Here is a 21,350-nt window from a genome sequence, read left to right on the forward strand (position 1 = left end):
GGGCGGTGAGGTCGACAACGACTACGCCGCCCGCTTCGATGTGCGGACTAGGTCGCGGCGTCCGCGATCGAACGGGCTTCTCGCGCACCGTCTTCCAGCGCTCCGCTGCACAGGATGACCCAGCCGCCGACACCCTCGGGGGTCCCCGCGCCGAAGCCTACGGAGGCATCCAGATAGGCCTGGCGGCGACGCAGCCAGAAGACCTCGGGTACGCCGAGGTTGTGGGGGTCGAGGCCGCTCGACACCGAAACGAGACGGGAGGCCGCCCGGGCCACCAGGCCGTCAGCGGTGCCGAAGGGTTGCAGTGCCAGTAGTTCGCCGTGGACCACGGCGGCCAGGACCGGGGCGGGGGCGCTCGAGGTCAGGATCGTCTGGGCGAGCAGGTCGAGGCGTTCGGCGACGCCGGGGGCGCTGCGGGGGCGACCGAGTTGTTCCTGATCGGTCACCAGATCGGCGGCGGCGAGCAGGTGCAGGCGGGCCAGGGCCTGCAGGGGGGCGCGGTCCCAGACCGCGACCAGATTGCGCAGGGCGTCGCCGTCGAGTGCCTGGCCGACGCGCAGGGCGCCCGCGAGGAGGGGGTCGGCCACCTGGCCGTCGGAAGGTAATTCGGTGCTGCCGCCGTCGATGGCCGCCGAGGATCGGGCCGCCCGTACCGCGGCCTCGGCGGCCGTGGTGGGCCAGCCGCGCCGATTGGCCTTGTGCCGGTGCACCTCGGCCAGTGCGTCGCGGGCCCGATCGGCCGCCTCGCGCACGCCGGGCAGCTCGACGAGGGGTTGCAGCACATCACTCACGAGCCCACACGCTACTCGAGGGCCTGATGCCCGCTGCGCGGCCATCGGGGCAGCGGGAAGACAGGTGGCGGCGCGATCGGCACGCGCGACAGGTGGCGGCATGAGCACATTGGGAGACCGGGGACTGCGGCCGTGGTGGGTGTGAAACGCGTTCAGGGCCGCTGGACGCTTCGAGAAGCGTGCGGCGGCCCTGGTGTATCCCGGTGTTCGGTTTCGGCCCCTTGCGGCCGTGCCCGGTGGAACCGACGGCCCTCATCACACCGCGGTTCGGGATGGGTACGGCCGCAAGGGTTTACGGCGTTGGGTTACGCCGTTGTCAAGAGGTCTCGGCCGGGGATGGCGGCCAGCAGGCGGCGGGTGTAGTCCGACTCCGGGTTGTCGAAGACCTCGGTGGTGGTGGCCGCTTCTACGATCTTGCCCTGCTGCATGACCACGACGTTGTCGGCGATCTGGCGGACCACCGCGAGGTCGTGGGTGATGAACAGGTACGACAGGCCCAGTTCGGCCTGCAGTTCGTTGAGCAGGGTGAGGATCTGGGCCTGGACCAGTACGTCCAGGGCCGAGACGGCCTCGTCGCAGACCACCACCTCGGGCGAGAGGGCCAGGGCCCGGGCGATCGCCACGCGCTGGCGCTGACCGCCGGACAGCTCGTTGGGGTAGCGGCGCATCACCGATGCGGGCAGCGACACCTTGTCCAGCAGGTCGCGGACCGTGGCCTCACGCTCCTTCGAGGTGCCGATGCCGTGGGTGCGCAGCGGCTCCTCGATCGTGCGGTAGATCGAGTACATCGGGTCCAGCGAACCGTAGGGGTCCTGGAACACCGGCTGCACCCGGCGGCGAAACGCCAAGGCCGCCTTGCGATCCAGTCCGGACACCGCACGGCCGTCGAATGTGACATTGCCGGAGGTCGGGGCCAGCAGACCCAGAACCATCTGTGCCACAGTCGATTTCCCGGAGCCCGATTCACCGACGATGGCCGTCGTGGTACCCCGGCGCAGCCGGAACGACACATCGTCCACCGCGACCAGTTCGGTCGACTTCCACGGCGTGCTGCCGCGAATCTTGAACACCTTCGTCAGATTCTCGACGATCACCACATCGTCGGGGGCACTGGCGAATTCGGAATCGGTCTCGGCCAGCTCCTCGGCCGCCTCGATGGCCTGCTCGCGAATCTCGGCCCGCTTGCGCACCGACGACAGCCGCTGCGACGCCAGCGACGGCGCCGAGTTCACCAGCTTCTTGGTGTACAGATGCTGCGGCTCGCGCAGAATCTGCAGTGCCGGACCGGATTCCACGACCCGGCCGCGGTACATCACCACCAGATGTTCCGCGCGCTCGGCGGCCAGACCCAGATCGTGGGTGATCAGCAGCACCGCGGTGCCCAGCTCGGCGGTGAGCCCGTCGAGATGGTCGAGGATCTGGCGCTGCACGGTCACATCGAGCGCGGAGGTCGGCTCGTCGGCGATCAGCAGTTTGGGCCGGCACGACAGTCCCATCGCGATCAGCGCGCGCTGGCGCATACCGCCGGAGAACTCGTGCGGATACTGGTTGACCCGGCGCTCGGCATCGGACATGCCCGCCTCGGCGAGCAACTCCGGCACCTTGCGCTTGGCCTCCGAACCCTTGGCGATCTTGTTGGCCTCCAGGGTTTCCCGGATCTGGAAGCCGACCTTCCACACCGGGTTGAGGTTCGACATCGGATCCTGTGGAACGAAGCCGATACCGCGCCCACGCACGCCGACGATCTCGCGCTTGGACGCGGTGGCCAGATCCTTGCCGTCGAAGACGATCGATCCGCCGGTGACCTTGCCGGAACCGGGCAGCAGATCGATGATCGCGTGCGCGGTCGTGGATTTACCGGAGCCGGATTCGCCGACGATGGCGACGGTCTGGCCCGGATACACCGACAGATTCACCCCACGCACCGCCGGAATCGTCCGGCCGTCGGAGGTGAAGCTGACATTGAGGTCGCGGACCTCGAGCAGTGGCTGGTCCATCTCACTCACCTCTTGCGTGCCTTGGGATCCAACGCGTCGCGCACCGCGTCGCCCAGCAGGATGAAGCTGAGCACGGTGAGCGCCAACGCCGTAGCGGGATAGAACAGGATGCCGGAGGTGCGAATCTCCTTCTGATCGGCCGCGATATCGCCACCCCAGGACACGATCGTCCGGGACAGGCCGACGCCCAGATAGGACAGCGTCGCCTCGGTCACGATGAACGCGCCCAGCGAGATCGTGCTGACCACGATCAGCGGACCGGCCGAGTTGGGCAGTACGTGCCGGATCAGGGTCCGGAACCGGGAAACGCCCAGAGCCTTTGCCGCCGTGACGTATTCGCTGTTCTTGGCCTGGATCACCGCACTGCGGGCGATACGCGCGGCCTGCGGCCAGCTGAACGAGGCGAGCGTGAGCATGACGGTGAAGATCGTGCGCGAGTCCAGCAGCTGCATCACCACGATGGCGGCGAGCATCAGCGGCAGTGCGTAGAAGATCTCCGCGATGCGCGAGACGATCGAATCCAGCAGTCCGCCATAGTATCCCGACAGCGCGCCGAGCGTGCCGCCGATCAGGATGAACAGCAGCGTCGCGCCGACACCGGTCGCCACCGACGCCCGCGCGCCGTAGAGCGTGCGCGCGAAGATGTCACAGCCCTGCTTGTCGAAGCCGAACGGATGACCCGAGGCCGGGCCGTGCATGCTGAAATCGCCGCTGCAGTAACGCGGATCCAGATCGGTGAACAGACTCGGCCAGGCCACGACGACCAGGACGAACGCGATCAGCACCGTGGCGATGACGAAGATCGGATTGCGCCGCAACTGTCGCCAGGCATCGCGCCACACACTGCTCGGCGAGGTGGTCTCGTCGAGCCGGTCGGTGGCCAGCACCTCCACCTCGTCGGGCGGTGCGACGAAATGCCCCTGGCCCGGCCGGGCATCCCGGACTTCGGTCGTTTGGTCAGGCATAGCGGATCCTCGGATCGAGTGCGGCGTAGAGCAGGTCGACGATCAGATTCGAGATCAGGAACACCATGATCAACACGGTCACGAACGCCACGACCGTGGGCGGTTCGCCGCGGGTGATGGCCTGATACAGCGTTCCGCCGACACCCGGAATGTTGAAGATGCCCTCGGTCACGATCGCGCCGCCCATCAGCGCGCCGAGATCGGTGCCGAGGAAGGTGATCACCGGAATCATCGAGTTGCGCAGGATGTGCACCACGACCACCCGCCGACGACTCAGTCCCTTCGCGGTGGCGGTGCGCACGTAGTCGGCGCTCATGTTCTCCGCCACCGAGTTTCGGGTCAGTCGCAGCACATAGGCGAACGACAGCGACCCGAGCACGAAGGCGGGCAACAACAGATCACCCCAATCGGCCTTGCCGCCGACGGTCACCTTCGCGATCTCCAATTTGATCCCCAGCACGTACTGCGCGAGGAAGCCGACCACGAAGATCGGCACGGCGATGATGATCAGGCTGAGCACCAGCATCGTCGAATCGAACAGCTTGCCCTTGCGCAAACCGGCGACCAGACCGAACAGCACACCGAACACACCCTCGATCGCCACGGCCATGACCGCGAGCCGGAAGGTGATCGGGAACGCGCGGGCCAGTTCGTCGCGCACCGGCCGACCCGAGAACGAGGTCCCGAAGTCGAGGGTGAGGATGCCCTTCAGATATTCCAGATACTGGATGATGAACGGCTGATCCAGGTGGTAGCGGGCCCGCAGCGTGGCCTCCACCGCCGGGGTCATGGGCTTGTCACCCGCGAGCGCCCGGATGGGATCGCCGGGCAGCAGAAAGACCAGTGCGTAGATGAGCAGCGTGGCTCCGAGGAAGACCGGAATCATCTGGAGCAGCCGCCGCACGACATACCAAGCCATGTTTCAACTCCTGTCAGGCGGGGGCCGCGCCTGGCACGGCCCCCGGCGGGGCGGCTACTTCTCGATGTTCTCGAAGTCGAACAGACCCGACCAGGTCACCTCGGCCTTCTTGACCTTGTCCGACCGTCCGGCCGCGACGTTGTAGTCGAAGATCGGGATATCGGCCATGTCCCGGAACAGCAGCCCCTGGGCCTGGGCAAGAATGTCATAGGCCTGCTCGGGAGTCGCCGCAGCCTGCGCCTTCGCCAGCAGACCGTCGAATTCCGGGTCGTTGTGCTGGGTGTTGTTGGTGCCCGAACCGGTCAGGTACAGCGAGGTGAGGAATTCGAACATCGACGGGTAGTCGCCCTGCCAGCCGTAGCGGAAGGCCTTGCCGATGGTGTTGCCCTGGATCGCGTCGCGAATGGTCTTGAACGTCGGGAAGGGCACGCCGACAGCGTCGACCCCGAAGGTGTTCTTCACGCTGTTGGCGACCGCCTCGACCCACGCCTGATGTCCGCCGTCGGCGTTGTAGGCGATCTCGTAGCGACCCGACCACGGCGACATGGCATCGGCCTGGGCCCACAGCTTCTTGGCCTCGTCCGGGTTGTACTTCAGCAGTTCGGAACCGGGCAGATTCTTGCGGAAGCCTGGCAGGGTGAACGCGGTGAAGTCCTGGCTGGGCACGCGGGTGCCGTGGAAGATGTTCTGCGCGATCTGTTCCCGGTTGATCGCCATCGAGATCGCCTTGCGCCGCAGCACACCCTCGGCGCCGCCGAAGTGCGGGACAGTCTGCTGGATGCCGATGTGCTGGCTGTAGGCGATCGGCTTGGTCATCGCGCGATCGCCGAGATCCTTCTGGTAGGAACCCAATTGGCTGTCGGGGATGATGTCGAGCGCGTCGAGGTTGCCCGCGAGCAGGTCCGCGTAGGCGGTGTCGTAGGACTGGTACATCACGAACCGCAGGCCCTTGTTCTTGGGCGGGCGGCCACCGTGGTAGTCCTCGCTCGGCACGAGGTCGATCTTCACGTTGTGCTGCCAGGCGCCCGAGCCGGCCATCTTGTACGGGCCGTTGCCGACCGGATTCTCACCGAAGGCCTGCATATCCTTGTAGGCCGCGTCCGGCAGCGGGTAGAACGGCGAGTAGCCCAGTTCCAGTTCGAAGTCGATCGAGGGGGATTTGAGATCGATGGTGAAGGTCTTGTCGTCGATCACCTTCAGGCCCGACATCGTTTGCGCCTTGGGCGGATTCGCGGCGACGTCGTCGTATCCGGCGATCTGGGTGAAGGCCCAGTTCAGCACCTGGCCGTTGGTGCCGAGCGCGCCGTAGTTCCAGGCGTTGACGAACGACTTCGCGGTCACCGGGGTGCCGTCGGTGAACTTCCAGTCCTTGAGGGTGATCTTGTAGTGCTGTCGATCGGTCGATTCGATCGACTGGGCCACCTCGTTGTAGGCCTTGCCGTCGGCGTCGTAGTACTTCAGGCCCGCGAACAGGCGGTCGACCACCCGACCGCCCATGTTTTCGTTGGTGTTGGTGGGGACCAGTGGATGCTGGGGTTCGCCACCGTTCACCGTGACGATATCGGCATCATTGCCGCCGCTCGAGGAACAGCCTGTCAACGCTAGGCTCGTGGCCAACAGTGCTGCCGCGCTCAGCGCGGTGATCGTCTTGAATCTCAACGCAACTACTCCGGTTCTGGAAAGGCAGGAGGAGCGGCGGTACGCGCAGGGATCCGCCCGTGGGCACCGACGATCCACCTTGGGTGAAACGGACAGTAGCCACAACCAGCCCGGTTGTCAGCGGATCGACCCGTTTTTGTTCCCCTTGTTAGCAATTCGGCAACATAGCCGACTCATTGCCGGTAGTTCAGCGGGCAGGTTGCGCAATCCGGATAGCAGGACGGCCTGCTTCACGGTTCCGTCACGGACAGTGCGCCAGGCTGTGGGACGACCCGGCGACACCCTGACGCGGTGCAGGTCACACTCCGTTACTGTCGGAACGTGGCCGCGGTCACCCCCGGCCCCATCGCACGCGAAAGAAGAGACGAGATGACAGATACCACCGCTGATCACCTGGATGCCTATCCGCCGACCGCGGAATTCGCGGCCGCGGCCAACGCCGATGCGTCTCTCTACGACCGGGCCGCCGCCGATCGCGAGGCTTTCTGGGCGGAGCAGGCCGGTCGGTTGCATTGGCATCAACCGTGGACCCGCGTGCTGGACTGGGACGACGCGCCCTTCGCGCGCTGGTTCGTCGACGGCAAGTTGAATGTCGCCTACAACTGCGTGGATCGCCACGTCGTCGACGGTTTCGGCGATCAGGTCGCGATCCACTGGGAGGGTGAGCCGGGCGATTCCCGCGACATCACCTACGCCCAGTTGCTGGCCGAGGTCAGCCAGGCCGCCAACTACTTCACCGAGCTGGGCCTCGAGGCGGGTGACCGGGTTGCCATCTATATGCCGATGGTCCCCGAGGCGATCGTGGCCATGCTGGCCTGCGCCCGGCTGGGCCTGACCCATTCGGTGGTGTTCGCCGGCTTCTCCCCCACCGCGCTGCGCCAGCGCGTCGACGATGCCGAGGCGCGGCTGGTGGTCACCACCGACGGGCAGTGGCGACGCGGTAAGGCGGCCCCGCTCAAGGAGGCCGTCGACGAGGCGCTCTACGCACACGGTGGTACGCCGTCGAGCGTCGAGCACGTACTCGTGGTGCGCCGCACCGATATCGAGGTGCCCTGGACCGAGGGCCGCGATCTGTGGTGGCACGAGACCGTCGCCCGGGCGTCCACCGAACACGAGGCGCAGCCGTTCGATGCCGAACATCCGCTGTACATCCTCTACACCTCCGGCACGACCGGTAAGCCCAAGGGCATCCTGCACACCTCGGGCGGCTATCTGACCCAGGCGTCCTACACCCACCACTACGTCTTCGACCACAAGCCGGGTCAGGACGTGTACTGGTGCACCGCCGATATCGGCTGGGTGACCGGACACAGCTACATCGTGTACGGGCCGCTGTCCAACCGGGCCACGCAGGTGGTCTACGAAGGAACCCCGAATTCGCCCGATGAGCATCGCCACTTCCAGATCATCGAGAAGTACGGCGTCACAATCTATTACACCGCGCCGACACTGATCCGCACGTTCATGAAGTGGGGCCGCGAGATTCCGCGGGCGCACGATCTGTCCTCGCTGCGGGTGCTGGGTTCGGTGGGCGAGCCGATCAATCCGGAGGCCTGGCGCTGGTACCGGGAGGTGATCGGCGCCAACAAGACTCCGATCGTGGACACCTGGTGGCAGACCGAGACCGGCGCGATCATGATCTCGCCGCTGCCCGGCGTCACCGCCGCCAAGCCCGGCGCCGCCATGGCGCCGCTGCCCGGCATCTCCGCGCAGGTGGTGGACGAGGAGGGTAAGCCGGTCACGCTCGGGGCCACCGAGGCCAACGGCTATCTCGTCCTCGATCAGCCCTGGCCGTCGATGCTGCGCGGCATCTGGGGTGATTCCGAGCGCTACAAGGCGACCTACTGGGAGCGGTTCGAGGCGCAGGGCTGGTACTTCGCCGGTGACGGGGCCAAACTCGACGCGGGCGGTGACCTGTGGGTGCTGGGCCGGGTGGACGATGTGATGAACGTGTCCGGACACCGCATCTCGACCGCCGAGGTGGAGTCGGCGCTGGTGGGGCACTACGGAGTGGCCGAGGCCGCGGTCGTCGGGGCCAGCGACGCCACCACCGGACAGGGCATCGTCGCCTTCGTGATTCTCACCGGGGAGGCCAAGAACACCGGTCAGGATCTGGTCGACGAGCTCAAGGCCGAAGTGTCGCGCGAGATCAGCCCGATCGCCCGCCCGCGCGAGATCCACATCGTGCCCGAACTGCCCAAGACCCGGTCCGGGAAGATCATGCGGCGACTGCTGCGCGATGTGGCCGAGGGGCGTGAGCTTGGGGATACCTCGACGCTGGTGGATCCCAATGTGTTCGAGGCCATTCGGGAGAAGAAGGCCAACTGGTGAGGCGATCCCGTCGTTCCGGCCTGGGGGCCGGAACGACGGGAAAATGGGGCGGCCTGAGTCCGGCGGGGAACAGGGGAAGGTCGCCAGGGGGATTTCGGTTCGGGGTGCTTACTCCGGCAAAACGGACAGGCGTTAAAATTTCGTCAGGAGTGCCGGGAAGTCTGGTCGGCGTGTGTGAACTGTCCGTCCGACCGGAAGGTGCCCGTGATCGCTGCGCTGCGCTCCGAATTCGCCCGTTTTCTTCGCACCGAGACCGTCGGTGGGGTCCTGCTCTTGGTCGCGGCCGCGCTCGCGCTGCTGTGGGTGAATTCTCCGTGGGGTGACAGCTATATCGCGCTCGCCGAGACCCGGCTCGCCGTTCCGGGACTGCGTCTCGACCTGAGCCTGGCGGACTGGACCAAGGACGGGCTGCTGGCGATCTTCTTCTTCGTGGCGGGTCTCGAGCTCAAGCGGGAACTGGTGGTGGGTGAGCTCGCCGACCGCAAGCAGGCCGTGCTGCCGATCATCGCGGCGATCGGTGGCGTGGTCGTACCCGCGCTGATCGCGCTCGTGGTCGGACACGGCATCGATGGGATGGACCGGGGCTGGGCCATACCGGTCGCCACCGATATCGCCTTCGCGCTGGCCGTACTCGCGCTCACCGGATCTCGGATTCCGGCCAGCGCCCGGGTCTTCCTGCTGAGTCTCGCCGTCGTCGACGATCTGATCGCCATCGTGCTGATCGCCGTGCTGTTCACCACCACCGTCGCAGTCGGCTGGCTGTTGGCGGCGGCGGCCTGCTTCGCCGGATGGGCGCTGGCGCAACGACTTCGGCTGCGCAGCCCGCTGATCTACGTGCCGTTGGCACTGCTGTCCTGGTTCGCGTTGCACGAGGCCGGAATTCATCCGACGCTCGCGGGGGTGGTCTGCGGGCTGCTGACCCGGGTCCGGCCCGATGCCGACGAGGACGAGGCTCCCGCGACGCGACTCGAGCATCTGTTCCAACCCGTCTCGGCCGGTCTGTGCGTACCCCTGTTCGCGCTGTTCGCCTCCGGAGTTCCGTTGTCCACGAAGGTATTGGGTCAGTTGGCGACCGACCGGCTGGCGCTGGCGATCATCGCCGGACTGATCGTCGGAAAGACACTCGGCATCTTCGGCTCCGGCTGGTTGGCCGTGCACTCCGGACTCGCTCGGCGGCCCGATGGATTGGCCCTGCGCGATATGTTCGCCCTGTCGGTACTGGGCGCGATCGGGTTCACCGTTAGCCTCTTGGTGGCAGAACTGGCGTTGACCGACGACGTCGCATCGGCCGAACTGGCGAAAGCCGCCGTGTTGATGACGTCAATGACGGCGTCCCTACTGGGTTCGGCGCTACTGTTGCGTCGGGGCCGCGTACACCAGGCACGGCGGGACGCACGTGCGGCTGCCGGAGACGAGTGAAGGCCGGGGCAGCACCGGGAATGGAGAAGGGTCGAGCAATTGAGCTTCACACAGGGCGGTAACGGGCAGGACACGGGCCGCAACCGGACCATCAACTCGATTCCGCTGTCCGAGGTCGACACCACAGCGGGCGCGAGCATCGGCGATCTGGTGCGCGATGCGGCGGAGCAGATGTCGACCCTGGTTCGCGCCGAGGTGGAGCTGGCCAAGACCGAGGTCACCGGCGAGATCAAGAAGGGCCTGCAGGGCAGCGTGTACTTCATCGTCGCGCTGACGATCCTGCTGTTCTCCAGCTTCTTTTTCTTCTTCTTCCTCGCCGAGCTGCTCGATGTGTGGTTGGTGCGCTGGGCGGCCTTCCTGATCGTGTTCGGGCTGATGATCGTGGCCGTGGCCGGATTCGGCTTCCTCGGCTATCTGAAGGTGCGCAAATTGCGGGCGCCGCAGAAGACCATCGAGACGCTCAAGGAGACACGCTCGGTGATTCCGCACGTCGGTGGCTCGCACGCCGACTGAGCCGCACACTACGCTTCTCGCGTGTCGCCTTCTCCGGGTCCCGATCCGTCCAGCGTCCGCTACGACGGACCGTGGACGCATAAGGACGTGCATGCCAACGGCATTCGATTCCATATCGTCGAGGCCGCACCGGCCGATGCTGTACTCGCCGAGGCCCCGCTGGTGGTGCTGCTACACGGCTTCGGCGATTTCTGGTGGTCGTGGCGGCATCAGCTGAGCGCGCTCGCCGACTCCGGATATCGCACGGTCGCTGTCGATCTGCGCGGCTACGGCGACTCCGACAAGCCGCCGCGCGGCTACGACGGCTGGACCCTGGCCGGTGACGTCGCCGGATTGATCCGAGCCCTGGGCCATACCGAGGCGACGCTGGTGGGTCACGCCGAGGGCGGCCTGGTGTGCTGGGCGACCGCGGTGCTGCATCCGCGGCTGGTCCGCTCGATCGCGCTGGTGAGTTCGCCGCATCCGATCTCGCTGAAACAGTCGGTCCTGCGCGACAGCCGCCAGCGGTCGGCTTGGCTGCCGAACTTCCTGCGCTATCAGCCCCCGCGCACCGGCGAACGGCTGCTGACCAAGCGTGACGGCTTCGAGGTGGAGCGGCTGCTGCGGCAGCGGGCCGGCGCGGGCTGGAGCGGTAGCGCCGAATTCGTCGACACCGCACGGCGACTGCGCTCGGCCATTCGCATTCCCGGGGTGGCGCACTGTGCGCTGGAGTATCAGCGCTGGGCCTTCCGCAGTCAGTGGCGGCCCGACGGGCACCGCTTCATGTCGGTGATGCGCGAACCGGTGCGGGTGCCGGTATTGGCGCTGCGCGGCGAGGCCGATCGCTACATCCTCGATCGCACCGTCCGGCTACACCCCGAACTCAGCCCGGATCGCCGCATGGTCTCGATCGCGAACGCCGGTCACTACGCGCATCAGGAGAATCCCGAGGCCGTCACGGCCGAATTGGCCAAGCTGCTCGGCTGACCATTTGACTTGGAGCACGCTCCAGCTTTTACGGTTCTCTTCGTATCCACGATCAACCACCGCGGAAGCGGTAGGAAAGGACCGACGATGAGCGATAGCGCCGACACCCGTCAGGAAGCGTTCGACCGGGGCCTCGAGGTCCTGCGGCGCATCGACGGCGAGGCCGGACAGCGGGTCATCGACTCGCTGTCGGATATCTCCCCCGAACTCGGCCACCAGATCGTGGCCTGGGGTTTCGGTGAGATCTATCAGCGTCCGGCGCTGCCCCCGCGCGATCGCCAGCTGGTCACCCTCGGCATGCTCACCGCCCTGGGCGGGGCCGAGCCGCAGCTCGAGGTACATATCAACGCCGCTCTCAATGTCGGCCTCACGCCGGAGCAGATCGTCGAGGCGTTCCTGCACGCGGCCGGATACTGCGGATTCCCGCGCGCGCTCAATGCCACCTTCGTGGCGAAGAAGGTCTTCCAGGAACGCGGGCTGCTGCCCATCGCGCAGCAGTGAGCCGATTGTCGCCGGGCCCGTTGACATCTCAGCGGGCCCGGCGGCAACCACTCAGCTGAGCACGCACTCCCCGGTCGGCACCGGTGTCTCCGAGCGGGTGGCGGCGTCGAGGTCGGTCTGAACCTCCTTGAGGGTCAGCACATATCCGGTGTCCTCGTCGGTGACCGCCGCGCCGAAGACCACGCCGAGCACCTCACCTTCCGTATCCACCAGCGGCCCACCGGAATTGCCCGCGCGGACCTGACCGCGCAACGTGTAGACCTCGCGGGTGACGGTCCCGGACTTGTAGATGTTGGGACCGCTCAGATTCAGCGTCTCGCGGATGCGCGCGGCGCTCGCGGTGTACTTACCGCCGCCGGGATAGCCCAGCACGATGGCGCTTTCGCTCGACTTCGCCGCGGACGGGGCCAGCGGAATGACCGGCGCCTGGAGCCCCGGCACCTTCAGAATCGCGATGTCCTTGTTCGGATCGAACAGCACCACACTGGCATCCAGCGCCCCGCGCGTGGTGTCGACCTGCACCGAGGCGGTACCGGCGACGACATGCGCGTTGGTCATGATGCGCTCGGGCGCCACCACGAAGCCCGAACCCTCCAGCTGCCGTTGGCAACTCGGCGCGACACCGCGAATGCGCAGCACGCTGTACTGCAGATTCAGCGCCACCGGCGAATCGAGCACGGTCGGATCCGGCGGTTCCACGGCCGCGATGGGCGCGCGGCCGAACGGGCCGATGACATCCGGCAGCCCGGAGGTGTTGAGCAGCTTGGAGAATTCGTTGGGCACCCGCCGCAACCAGTCGGGCGCCACCTGATTGACATCGGTCAGGACGCGAGAACCGTTGACGGCGGCCGCGATCGAAGGCTGCGAGGACGAGGCCAGCGGCAGCGCCAGCAGCCACGCGGTCACCAACACCGCCACGCACTGCAGCGCCGCGCCGACCACACTGTCCACACTGCGGGTGAACGGATGCCGCATACCGCTGCGCGCGGCACGGCCGAGCACCATGCCCGCGACCTCGCCGATGATGACCAGCGCCACGATCAGCACCACGCCGACCAGCACGCGCTTTCTGCCCTCGCTGATGTGGATCAGGATGTGCGGCGCGATCAGAATGCCCGCGACCGCGCCCAGCACCACACCCAGGAAGGCCAGCGCCGAGGCGACCGCGCCCTGCCGCCACCCCGAGGTGGCGGCGAGCAGCGCGATGATCACGACACCGAGATCGAGCCACGCCGAGGAACTCATAACGTCATCCCCACTGCCGCGAGCGAGGTCTGTAGATCACGCACATCGTGGTGATCCCACTCCCGCTCCCATCCCGACACCGCCAGCAGACCGGCGAGCACGCCGGCCGTGAAACCCCATACGAGCATGCCGTCGACCGCGAACGCGGGACCCATGTATCCCAGCGGGTGTCGGACCACGAACCGATTGGCCGGATCGATCAGATCCGCCAGCGGCACCCGCACCACCCGCGCGGCCTCGGTCTCGCTCACCACCCGGACCTCGCCCGGCTTACGCCAGTACGCGACAACCGGTGTCACGTCGAAGCGCGACGGCGGCACGAAGATCTTGGGCAGCACCGCGATCGGCTCGACGCCGTCGCGTTCCAGACCGGTCTCCTCCCACGCCTCGCGCAGCGCGGTATCGATCGGGCCGTCGTCCCCGGCCTCCACACCGCCGCCGGGGAAGGCCACCTGCCCGCGATGCTGTCGCAGCGTGGCCGCGCGCTGGGTCAGCAATACATCGGCATCGGCCGGTAATCCGCCCGGCGCGGCCTGATCGGATTCCGGGGATCCGCCGAACAGCACCAGAACCGCCGCCTGCCGCGGGCGCAGCGCCGCGCTGACGACCTTCTTCATCGCCCGCCGATTGAGCACCGGATTGGTGCCGGTCGGATCGGCCGGCTCGTGCTCGGCCACGCCACGTAGCCATTCGGGAATCGCGTCGGTCACCAATCTCGGTGCGACGCTCGCCTTTTCCCGGCTCTCGCGGTCGTCCACGCTGCCTCCTGCTGCCCCGTCGCTCACGCTCGAACTGCCGCGGGCGCGAGGCCGTGCACCGCGGCACACGCAACCTCCGATCCCACTGCTCATCCTCCGATCATCGTCGCCCGCGCGATCGCGCGCGCCCCGGGGCTGCGGTTTGCCGTGCCGCGGATCGGATTCGGTCACGCCGCGACTCCCAATTCGGCGGCGACGGTCGCGGCGATGTCGTCGGTGTCGCGGAACGGGCGCACCACCACCTTGGCGATCGAGCCGTCGGCCCGCACCAGCACCGAAACCGGCTGCACCGCAGGCGCTCCCGCCGCATTGCGCACCTCGGCGCGGGCGTCCTGGACCCCGGGCAACCGCACGCCCAGATCGGTCAGCCGGGCCAGCGCCTTGGCCTCGTCGGGGTCGCTGTGCACGGTCAGCACGGCGACCGCGCCGGGCCGGGCGGCGTAGCGCTGCAACGCGGGCAATTCCTCCGCGCACGGCGGGCACCAGTAGGTCCACAGATTCAGCAGGGCCGGGCGACCGGCGAGGGCGGCGGCCAATTCGACCGGGCGGCCGTTCGCCAGGCAGTTCAGGGTGATTCCGGCCAGCGGCCCGCGCGCGACGGCGCCGGGTGCGGCCTGGGGACAGTCGGCCAGCGCGGCCGCGGCCCGCATGTCCTGGGAGACGGCCGCACTCGGCGCGGAGGTCGGCCGCGCGGTGTCGCGGGGCGTATCGCGCGTACCGCGCGGCCAGATCGCCACGGCCAGCGCGACGATCACGATCAGAGCCGCGAGCGTCCAGCGCCAGGCGACCGGAAAAGATCTCACCGGCCCACCAGTTCGAGCAGATGCTCGGCCTCGGGTCCCTTGATCAGCGCGGCCGCGGCGACCGGATCGGTCGGACCCGTGCCGAAGGCCGGGCAGTCCTTGGCCAGCAGGCATGCGCCGCAGGCCGGTTTACGCGCATGGCACACCCGGCGACCGTGGAAGATCACCCGGTGCGACAGCATCGTCCACTCCTTGCGCTCGATCAGCTCGCCCACGGCGTGCTCGATCTTCACCGGATCGTCCTCGGTGGTCCACTGCCAGCGCTGCACGAGCCGGGAGAAGTGGGTGTCGACAGTGATTCCGGGCACATCGAAGGCGTTGCCCAGGATCACATTGGCCGTCTTGCGGCCGATACCGGGCAGCTTCACCAACTCGTCCAGGGTGTGCGGCAGCACGCCGTCGTATTTGTCCATCAGCGCCTGGCCCAGACCGATGAGCGAGGTGGTCTTGTTGCGATAGAAACCGGTCGGCCGGATGTACTCCTCGAGCTCGGCTCGATCGGCTTCGGCATAGCCCTTGGCGTCGCGGTAACGGGCGAACAGCGCCGGTGTGGTCATATTCACGCGGACATCGGTGCACTGGGCGGAAAGAATTGTGGCGACGGCCAATTCGAGCGGGGTGGTGAAATCCAGCTCGCAGTGTGCGTCCGGAAACGCCTCGGTCAGCGTCCGATACATCCGGCGCGCCCGCCGCACCAGACCCAGCCTGGTCTCCCCGGCGAATTTCGACTTCGGCGAGGCGGGCGCGCGACGACGGCGGGCGGGTTCGGCGGTGGTCTCGACGGGTTGGATATCGGCGGGCGATTCGTGCCCGTTCGCGGCGGCGGATCCGGTTTCACGCACGCGTCCACCTTACGGAACCACACCGACGCGGGCGCGGCCGTGAACAAGCCCCGTGTTCCATCTGAGACCTTCTCCGTGTTTACTCACCCGTATGCAAGGACTCGCTGTGGTGCTTTTCCCGGTGGTGCTGATGCTGTTCGCGCTGTTCATGGAACGGGTCGAAAATCGGCTACGCAAACTGCTCGAACCGGAGGAAGAGGTGCAGCAGTACCTCGATCGGGCCAGTGAGGCCTCCGAGGTCAACGAGCTGGCCAAGCTCGGCGTGCCGGCCCATGCGCCGCGCAATCGCCGCCGACGCGCCAACAGCGACGAACTGGACGTTGCCGCCGCGAGCTGAGCGGCCCGGCTCCCCGAGCTGGGCTACGGGAACCGATTCGGCACCACGAGCGTTCCACAAAGCGCACGTTACGTGGTGTCTGTCACTACGCTGCCCGTATGCCAAGTAGACTGCACTGTCGGCCGACTCGCTTCGGTCCAGGACAGAGCCAATTCCCATAAGGAGCACATTCGTGGACGAGGCCCTCGCCAGAGCAGGCATCTTCCAAGGCGTAGAGCCCACCGCGGTGGCGGCTCTAGCCAAACAGCTCGAGCCCGTGGATTTCCCGCGCGGTCACGTCATTTTCAACGAGGGCGAGCCCGGTGATCGGCTGTACATCATCACATCAGGCAAGGTGAAGATCGGTCGTCGCTCCCCCGACGGTCGTGAGAACCTGCTGACCATCATGGGTCCCTCGGATATGTTCGGCGAGCTGTCGATCTTCGATCCGGGCCCGCGCACCTCGACGGCCACCACCGTCACCGAGGTCCGCGCGGTGACCATGAACCGCGACGCCCTCAAGTCGTGGATCGACCAGCGCCCGGAGATCGCTGAGCAGTTGCTGCGAGTGCTGGCGCGTCGGCTGCGCCGTACCAACAACAACCTCGCCGATCTGATCTTCACCGACGTCCCCGGTCGTGTCGCCAAGGCGCTGTTGCAGCTGGCGCAGCGGTTCGGCACTCAGGAGGCGGGCGCGCTGCGGGTCACCCACGACCTCACGCAGGAGGAGATCGCCCAGCTGGTCGGCGCCTCGCGCGAGACCGTGAACAAGGCCCTGGCCGATTTCGCCCACCGCGGCTGGCTGCGTCTCGAGGGTAAGAGCGTGCTGATCACCGATTCAGAGCGTCTGGCCCGACGGGCCCGCTGATCACCCCGTCATCCGGAGCGGCCTCTGCAGGGAGAGGCCGCCGGACGGGGTGATTTGTGCTGTCAGTCGGCGGATCGGCTGCGCAGATAGGCCAGTTGGGCCTTGACCGAGCTGCGCGCGGCCGGCCACAGGCGTTTGTCGACGTCGGCGTAGACCCGCGCGACGATCTGCAGCGAACGGGCATTCGGCCCGAGTACGCGCAGCGCTTCCCGCACCTGTTCCAGGCGTTCCTGGCGGTGGCGGACGTAGTAGTCGATCACCGGCTTCGCTTCCGGGTGATCGGGGCCGTGCGCCGGTAGCAGGGCTCGGTTCGAAGCCACCGCGGCGAGCCGGTCCAGCGAGGCGAGATAGTCCCCCAGCGCGCCGTCACGCGATTCCAATACGGTGGTGCCGCTGCCGAGCACGGTGTCACCGGTCAGCAGGGCTGCATCCGATACGGCGTCCGCGGGTCCCTGCGTGGTTACGCGAACTGCCGCCTCCGGGCCCGTCGCTCCCGCCGAGTCGAGGACGAAACTCACCGAATCCTGAGTATGGCCCGGTGTGGCGAGCACGGTGATGCGCAGGCCCGCGGCCTCGATGACCTCACCGTCGGTCAGCGGCGCGTCCGAGCCGTGCAGAAATTTCGGATCATGGGACCGGACAGGGGTTCCGGTCAGCTTCACCAGCCGCTCGATGCCGCCGGTGTGATCGTGATGGTGATGGGTGATCAGGGTCAGCGCGATCGCGCCGCCGGTCGCCCGGGCGATGGCCTCGCTGTGCGCCTTGTCCTTCGGACCCGGATCGACCACGACGTACTCGGATCGATCCGGGGCGCGCAGGAGCCAGGTATTGGTGCCCTGCAGGGTCATCTGATTCGGATTGTTCGCCAGCAGCACCGACGCGCTCGCCGTGACCGGGCGCACCTGCTCGTAGGCCGGATGGGTGAGGCTCATAAAGCTCCTAACGCTGTGTCCTCTGCGCCGCCTTCGGCGTCGCGGGTTTGCGGCCCCTGAGGCTCGCTTCTTCCCTCCTCCGCTCCCCCGCTCCGTCAGTCCAGAAACGAGCCGGGCCGCAAACCATTCAGCGAATAGCCTTACCGCACTTCGGCGATGAGCTCCACCTCGACGGGGGTGTTCTTGGGCAACTCGAATACGCCGACGGCCGAGCGGGCGTGCACGCCGGCCTCGCCGAAGACCTCGCCCAGGAATTCCGACGCGCCGTTGATCACCAGCGGCTGATCGTTGAAACCCGGTGCGGAGGCGACGAATCCGACCACCTTCACGATCCGCACGACATTGTCGAGACCGACGAGGGCGTCGACCGCGGCCAGCGCGTTGAGCGCGCACAGCTTGGCCGCCTCCTTGGCGTCCTCGAGGCTCACCTCGGCGCCGGCCTTGCCGGTGGCCGACAGTTCACCGTTCACGAACGGCAGCTGGCCGGAGGTGTAGACGTGCGAACCCGAGCGGATCGCGGGAATGTAGGCGCCGGCCGGAGCGGCGACCGACGGTAGCTCGAGGCCCAGCCGCTCCAGATTCTTGCGCCACAGCGTGGAATCGCTCATCAGCCCTTCACCCGCTTCAGGTAGGCGACGTGCTGTTCGCCCGTCGGGCCGGGCAGCACGGTAACCAATTCCCAGCCGTCGGCGCCCCACTGGTCCAGAATCGCTTTGGTCGCATGGGTCAGCAACGGCACGGTCGCGTACTCCCACAGGGTCACATCACTCATGCGCCCGAGCGTAGTGGGAATCCGACGGCGCAGCTCACGCGCCTGCGGAACCGGACTGTGTCGTAACAAACAGTCGGCCGAGTCTATGGCCACGCTTTCATAACGGGTTATAGGCTCGCGAACGTGGGAGTACCGACAGCAGTGCCCGTTTCGGCGGAACCGGGGCTGAAACGAGGATGGCCGGAACGGGCCGACCGGGCTCGTCTGCACTACGTGTCAGGCAAGGGCGGAACCGGAAAGTCCACGGTGTCGGCCGCTTTGGCGCTCGCCCTCGCGGCGGGCGGACGCCGGGTGCTGCTGGTCGAGGTCGAGGGGCGGCAGTCGATCGCCCAGCTGTTCGACCGGCCGCCGCTGCCGCCCACCGAAACCAAGATCGCGACCGCGGACGGCGGGGGCGAGGTGGTGGCGCTGGCGCTCGATATCGAACACGCCTTCCTGGAATACCTCGACATGTTCTACAACCTCGGCTTCGCCGGGCGGGCCATGCGACGGATGGGCGCCATCGAATTCGTCACCACGATCGCCCCGGGTCTGCGCGATGTCATCCTGACCGGCAAGATCAAGGAATGCGCTGTGCGCGTGGATAAATCGTCGGGTAGGCCGGTTTACGACGAGGTGGTCGTCGACGCGCCGCCGACCGGCCGGATCGCGAGTTTCCTCGACGTCACCAAGGCCATGGCCGAGGTCGCCAAGGGCGGCCCGATCGCCTCGCAGGCCGAGGGCGTGTCCAGCCTGCTGCACTCCGACCAGACCGTGGTCCACCTGGTCACCCTGCTCGAGGCACTGCCGGTACAGGAAACCGCCGATGCCGTCGCGGAATTGAGCGGCTCGGACTTCCGGGTCGGCACCGTGATCGTGAATCGGGCCGCCGAGGGCTATCTGCCCGCCGAGCTGCGCGCCCGCGCCGCGGCCGGTGAGCTCGACGCCGAGGCGCTGCGGGCCGGATTGCGCGAGGCCGGGATCACACTGTCCGACAGCGACTTCCAGGGGCTGCTGCGGGAGGCGGTGGAACATTCGGCGACGCTGCAGGCCCAGGACGACAGCTCCGCGGAACTGGCCAAGATCGACATCAGCCGCCTGTACCTGCCCGCCCTGCCCGACGGGATGGATCTGGGCGGGCTCTACGAATTGGCCGAACAGCTGAGCGCGCAGGGAGTCCGCTGATGCCCACCCCTGCTTCCCTCCTACCCCCTACCGTTACGCCCCTTGACATTTCGCGGATCATCGCCGATCCCACCGCACGGGTCGTGGTCTGCTGCGGTTCCGGCGGCGTCGGCAAGACCACCACGGCCGCGGCCATCGCGCTGCGGGCGGCCGAACAGGGCCGCAAGGTCGTGGTGCTCACCATCGACCCGGCCCGGCGGCTCGCGCAGTCGCTCGGCGTGAGCGATCTGGGCAATGTCCCGCAGCGGGTGCAATTGGGCCCCGAGGCCAAGGGCGAGCTGTACGCGATGATGCTCAATATGCGACGCACCTTCGACGAGATGGTGCTCGAGCACACCACCCCGGACAAGGCCGAGCAGATCTTCGCCAACCCCTTCTATCAGACCGTGGCCTCCTCCTTCGGCGGGACGCAGGAGTACATGGCGATGGAGAAGCTGGGCCAGCTGGCCGGGCGGCGCGAATGGGATCTGATCGTCGTCGACACCCCGCCCTCGCGCAATGCGCTGGATTTCCTCGACGCGCCGAAGCGGCTGGGAAACTTCCTCAACGGCCGCATGATCCGCGTGATCATGGCGCCCGGCCGCGGCGTGGGGCGGTTCGTGACCGGTGCGATGAGCCTGGCGGTGCGCGGGGTCTCCACGATCGTGGGCGGTCAGATGCTCAAGGACGCCTCGCTGTTCCTGCAGTCGCTCGAGTCGATGTTCGGCGGCTTCCAGGATCGCGCCGAGCGCACCTTCGCCATGCTGTCGCGGCCGGGTACGCATTTCCTCGTGGTGGCGGCCGCGGAGCCGGACGCGCTGCGCGAGGCGTCGTTCTTCGTGGACCGGCTGTCGACCGATCGCATGCCGCTGGCCGGACTGGTGCTCAATCGGACCCATCCGGCGCTGTGCGCGCTCTCGCCCGAGCACGCGCTGGCCGCGGCGGATCGGCTCGCGCCCAACGGCTCCGCGGCCGACGCCGCCGAATCAACCGGTCTTGCCGCCGATGTGCTGCGGATCCACGCACATCGGGCGGCCACCGCCAAGCGAGAACAGCATCTGCTGCACCGATTCACCGGCGCCCATCCGCGGGTACCGATCGTGGCGGTCACCGCGCTGCCGTTCGAGGTGTCGGATCTCGACGCCCTGCGAGCGGTCGGCGCTCAGCTGACGGGCCCGAACCAGCCCTGAAACGGTCCGAGCCCGCACCGGCGGGCTCGGACCGTTGTCGACGCACCAACCCCTACATCGCAACCTTCTGCTGGCGCTGGGCACGGAAGAAGTCCGCCCAGGACGTCACCTCCGGATGCTGCTTCAGCAGCGCACGCCGCTGCCGCTCCGTCATCCCACCCCACACACCGAACTCCACTCGATTGTCGAGGGCGTCCGCGCCACACTCCATCAAGACCGGGCAGTGCCGGCAAATGGTCGCCGCCTTGCGCTGAGCGGCGCCGCGCACGAACAACTGGTCGGGATCCACTTCCTTGCATCGGGCCTGGGACACCCAGGCGATTCTCGCTTCGGCCTGCTCCACGTCCAATCGAGCGATGGGGGTAGTCATGTGCATTTGGTGTGCCCCTTTGCAGTCCGAACACCGGGTCAACGGCGCTC

General features: G+C 67.4%; 22 protein-coding genes. 9 read left to right on the forward strand and 13 right to left on the reverse strand.

Features of this window, described 5'->3' with window-relative positions:
- Positions 1-47: 47 nt before the first annotated feature.
- From NP4_RS14650 to NP4_RS14670, 5 genes are all read right to left on the reverse strand, one after another.
- On the reverse strand, positions 48-791 hold the full coding sequence (locus tag NP4_RS14650; protein ID WP_067997850.1) for a Fic family protein: 744 nt from the start codon (positions 789-791) through the stop codon (positions 48-50).
- 305 nt (positions 792-1,096) lie between these two features.
- Positions 1,097-2,788, reverse strand: a complete 1,692-nt coding sequence (locus NP4_RS14655) for a dipeptide ABC transporter ATP-binding protein (protein WP_067997853.1) — start codon at positions 2,786-2,788, stop codon at positions 1,097-1,099.
- A 5-nt stretch (positions 2,789-2,793) separates the two neighbouring features.
- Positions 2,794-3,753 carry an ABC transporter permease gene (locus tag NP4_RS14660; RefSeq protein ID WP_067997855.1) on the reverse strand — a complete coding sequence of 320 codons (960 nt, stop codon included), beginning with the start codon at positions 3,751-3,753 and terminating at the stop codon, positions 2,794-2,796.
- Entirely contained in the window at positions 3,746-4,672 is a 927-nt protein-coding gene (locus NP4_RS14665; RefSeq protein ID WP_062506298.1) for an ABC transporter permease, read from the reverse strand. The genes NP4_RS14660 and NP4_RS14665 overlap by 8 nt, the downstream gene beginning before the upstream one ends.
- Positions 4,673-4,726: 54 nt before the next feature.
- Positions 4,727-6,331 carry a peptide ABC transporter substrate-binding protein gene (locus NP4_RS14670; RefSeq protein ID WP_245997856.1) on the reverse strand — a complete coding sequence of 535 codons (1,605 nt, stop codon included), beginning with the start codon at positions 6,329-6,331 and terminating at the stop codon, positions 4,727-4,729.
- 369 nt (positions 6,332-6,700) lie between these two features.
- On the opposite strand from NP4_RS14670, the gene acs reads away from it, so the two are divergent.
- The 5 genes from acs to NP4_RS14695 all read left to right on the forward strand — a co-directional run bounded on the left by acs (position 6,701) and on the right by NP4_RS14695 (position 12,061).
- The gene (gene acs / locus NP4_RS14675) at positions 6,701-8,662 is read left to right on the forward strand and encodes an acetate--CoA ligase (RefSeq protein ID WP_067997858.1); all 1,962 of its coding nucleotides are present in this window, start codon (positions 6,701-6,703) and stop codon (positions 8,660-8,662) included.
- Between the two features lie 204 nt (positions 8,663-8,866).
- Positions 8,867-10,081 carry a Na+/H+ antiporter NhaA gene (gene nhaA / locus NP4_RS14680; RefSeq protein ID WP_067997999.1) on the forward strand — a complete coding sequence of 405 codons (1,215 nt, stop codon included), beginning with the start codon at positions 8,867-8,869 and terminating at the stop codon, positions 10,079-10,081.
- 39 nt (positions 10,082-10,120) lie between these two features.
- Positions 10,121-10,594, forward strand: coding sequence for a phage holin family protein (locus tag NP4_RS14685; protein WP_062506295.1), 474 nt, complete (start codon positions 10,121-10,123; stop codon positions 10,592-10,594).
- Between the two features lie 21 nt (positions 10,595-10,615).
- Positions 10,616-11,560 (forward strand): alpha/beta fold hydrolase, encoded by a 945-nt coding sequence (locus NP4_RS14690; protein WP_067997860.1) that lies wholly within the window; start codon positions 10,616-10,618, stop codon positions 11,558-11,560.
- A gap of 87 nt (positions 11,561-11,647) precedes the next feature.
- A complete protein-coding gene (locus NP4_RS14695; RefSeq protein WP_067997863.1) occupies positions 11,648-12,061 on the forward strand; it encodes a carboxymuconolactone decarboxylase family protein in 414 nt (137 codons plus the stop codon).
- A gap of 51 nt (positions 12,062-12,112) precedes the next feature.
- Here NP4_RS14695 and NP4_RS14700 read toward each other — a convergent pair whose 3' ends face one another.
- The 4 genes from NP4_RS14700 to nth form a co-directional block, all read right to left on the reverse strand.
- The gene (locus tag NP4_RS14700; protein WP_067997866.1) at positions 12,113-13,306 is read right to left on the reverse strand and encodes a MarP family serine protease; all 1,194 of its coding nucleotides are present in this window, start codon (positions 13,304-13,306) and stop codon (positions 12,113-12,115) included.
- A complete protein-coding gene (locus NP4_RS14705) occupies positions 13,303-14,064 on the reverse strand; it encodes an NUDIX hydrolase (RefSeq protein ID WP_245997855.1) in 762 nt (253 codons plus the stop codon). The genes NP4_RS14700 and NP4_RS14705 overlap by 4 nt, the downstream gene beginning before the upstream one ends.
- Positions 14,065-14,231: 167 nt before the next feature.
- Positions 14,232-14,867: a TlpA disulfide reductase family protein gene (locus NP4_RS14710; RefSeq protein WP_067997870.1), complete on the reverse strand. Its 636-nt coding sequence runs from the start codon at positions 14,865-14,867 to the stop codon at positions 14,232-14,234.
- Positions 14,864-15,544 carry an endonuclease III gene (nth, locus tag NP4_RS14715; protein WP_082875872.1) on the reverse strand — a complete coding sequence of 227 codons (681 nt, stop codon included), beginning with the start codon at positions 15,542-15,544 and terminating at the stop codon, positions 14,864-14,866. Before nth ends, NP4_RS14710 begins: the two co-directional genes overlap by 4 nt.
- 256 nt (positions 15,545-15,800) lie before the next feature.
- Here nth and NP4_RS14720 point away from each other — a divergent pair, with 256 nt between their 5' ends.
- Together NP4_RS14720 and glxR are read left to right on the forward strand one after the other, a co-directional pair.
- On the forward strand, positions 15,801-16,046 hold the full coding sequence (locus NP4_RS14720) for a hypothetical protein (RefSeq protein WP_062506290.1): 246 nt from the start codon (positions 15,801-15,803) through the stop codon (positions 16,044-16,046).
- A gap of 172 nt (positions 16,047-16,218) precedes the next feature.
- Positions 16,219-16,893: a CRP-like cAMP-activated global transcriptional regulator GlxR gene (gene glxR, locus NP4_RS14725; RefSeq protein WP_067997873.1), complete on the forward strand. Its 675-nt coding sequence runs from the start codon at positions 16,219-16,221 to the stop codon at positions 16,891-16,893.
- A gap of 62 nt (positions 16,894-16,955) precedes the next feature.
- On the opposite strand, the gene NP4_RS14730 is transcribed toward glxR, so the two are convergent.
- From NP4_RS14730 to sp36, 3 genes are all read right to left on the reverse strand, one after another.
- Positions 16,956-17,825, reverse strand: a complete 870-nt coding sequence (locus tag NP4_RS14730; RefSeq protein WP_067997876.1) for an MBL fold metallo-hydrolase — start codon at positions 17,823-17,825, stop codon at positions 16,956-16,958.
- A gap of 140 nt (positions 17,826-17,965) precedes the next feature.
- Positions 17,966-18,433 carry a RidA family protein gene (locus NP4_RS14735; RefSeq protein ID WP_067997879.1) on the reverse strand — a complete coding sequence of 156 codons (468 nt, stop codon included), beginning with the start codon at positions 18,431-18,433 and terminating at the stop codon, positions 17,966-17,968.
- Positions 18,433-18,597 carry a Sp36 family protein gene (gene sp36 / locus NP4_RS40935; protein WP_114755642.1) on the reverse strand — a complete coding sequence of 55 codons (165 nt, stop codon included), beginning with the start codon at positions 18,595-18,597 and terminating at the stop codon, positions 18,433-18,435. Before sp36 ends, NP4_RS14735 begins: the two co-directional genes overlap by 1 nt.
- Before the next feature lie 141 nt (positions 18,598-18,738).
- Here sp36 and bagA point away from each other — a divergent pair, with 141 nt between their 5' ends.
- Entirely contained in the window at positions 18,739-19,761 is a 1,023-nt protein-coding gene (gene bagA, locus NP4_RS14740; RefSeq protein WP_067997882.1) for an ATPase BagA, read from the forward strand.
- A complete protein-coding gene (bagB, locus tag NP4_RS14745; RefSeq protein WP_067997884.1) occupies positions 19,761-20,930 on the forward strand; it encodes an ATPase BagB in 1,170 nt (389 codons plus the stop codon). Before bagA ends, bagB begins: the two co-directional genes overlap by 1 nt.
- Positions 20,931-20,982: 52 nt before the next feature.
- Here the strand turns inward: bagB and NP4_RS14750 are convergent, their stop codons facing one another.
- Positions 20,983-21,306 carry a WhiB family transcriptional regulator gene (locus tag NP4_RS14750; protein WP_030516437.1) on the reverse strand — a complete coding sequence of 108 codons (324 nt, stop codon included), beginning with the start codon at positions 21,304-21,306 and terminating at the stop codon, positions 20,983-20,985.
- Positions 21,307-21,350 lie beyond the last annotated feature (44 nt).

The organism is Nocardia pseudobrasiliensis NBRC 108224, assembly GCF_001613105.1.
GTDB classification, from domain to species: Bacteria; Actinomycetota; Actinomycetes; order Mycobacteriales; family Mycobacteriaceae; genus Nocardia; species Nocardia pseudobrasiliensis.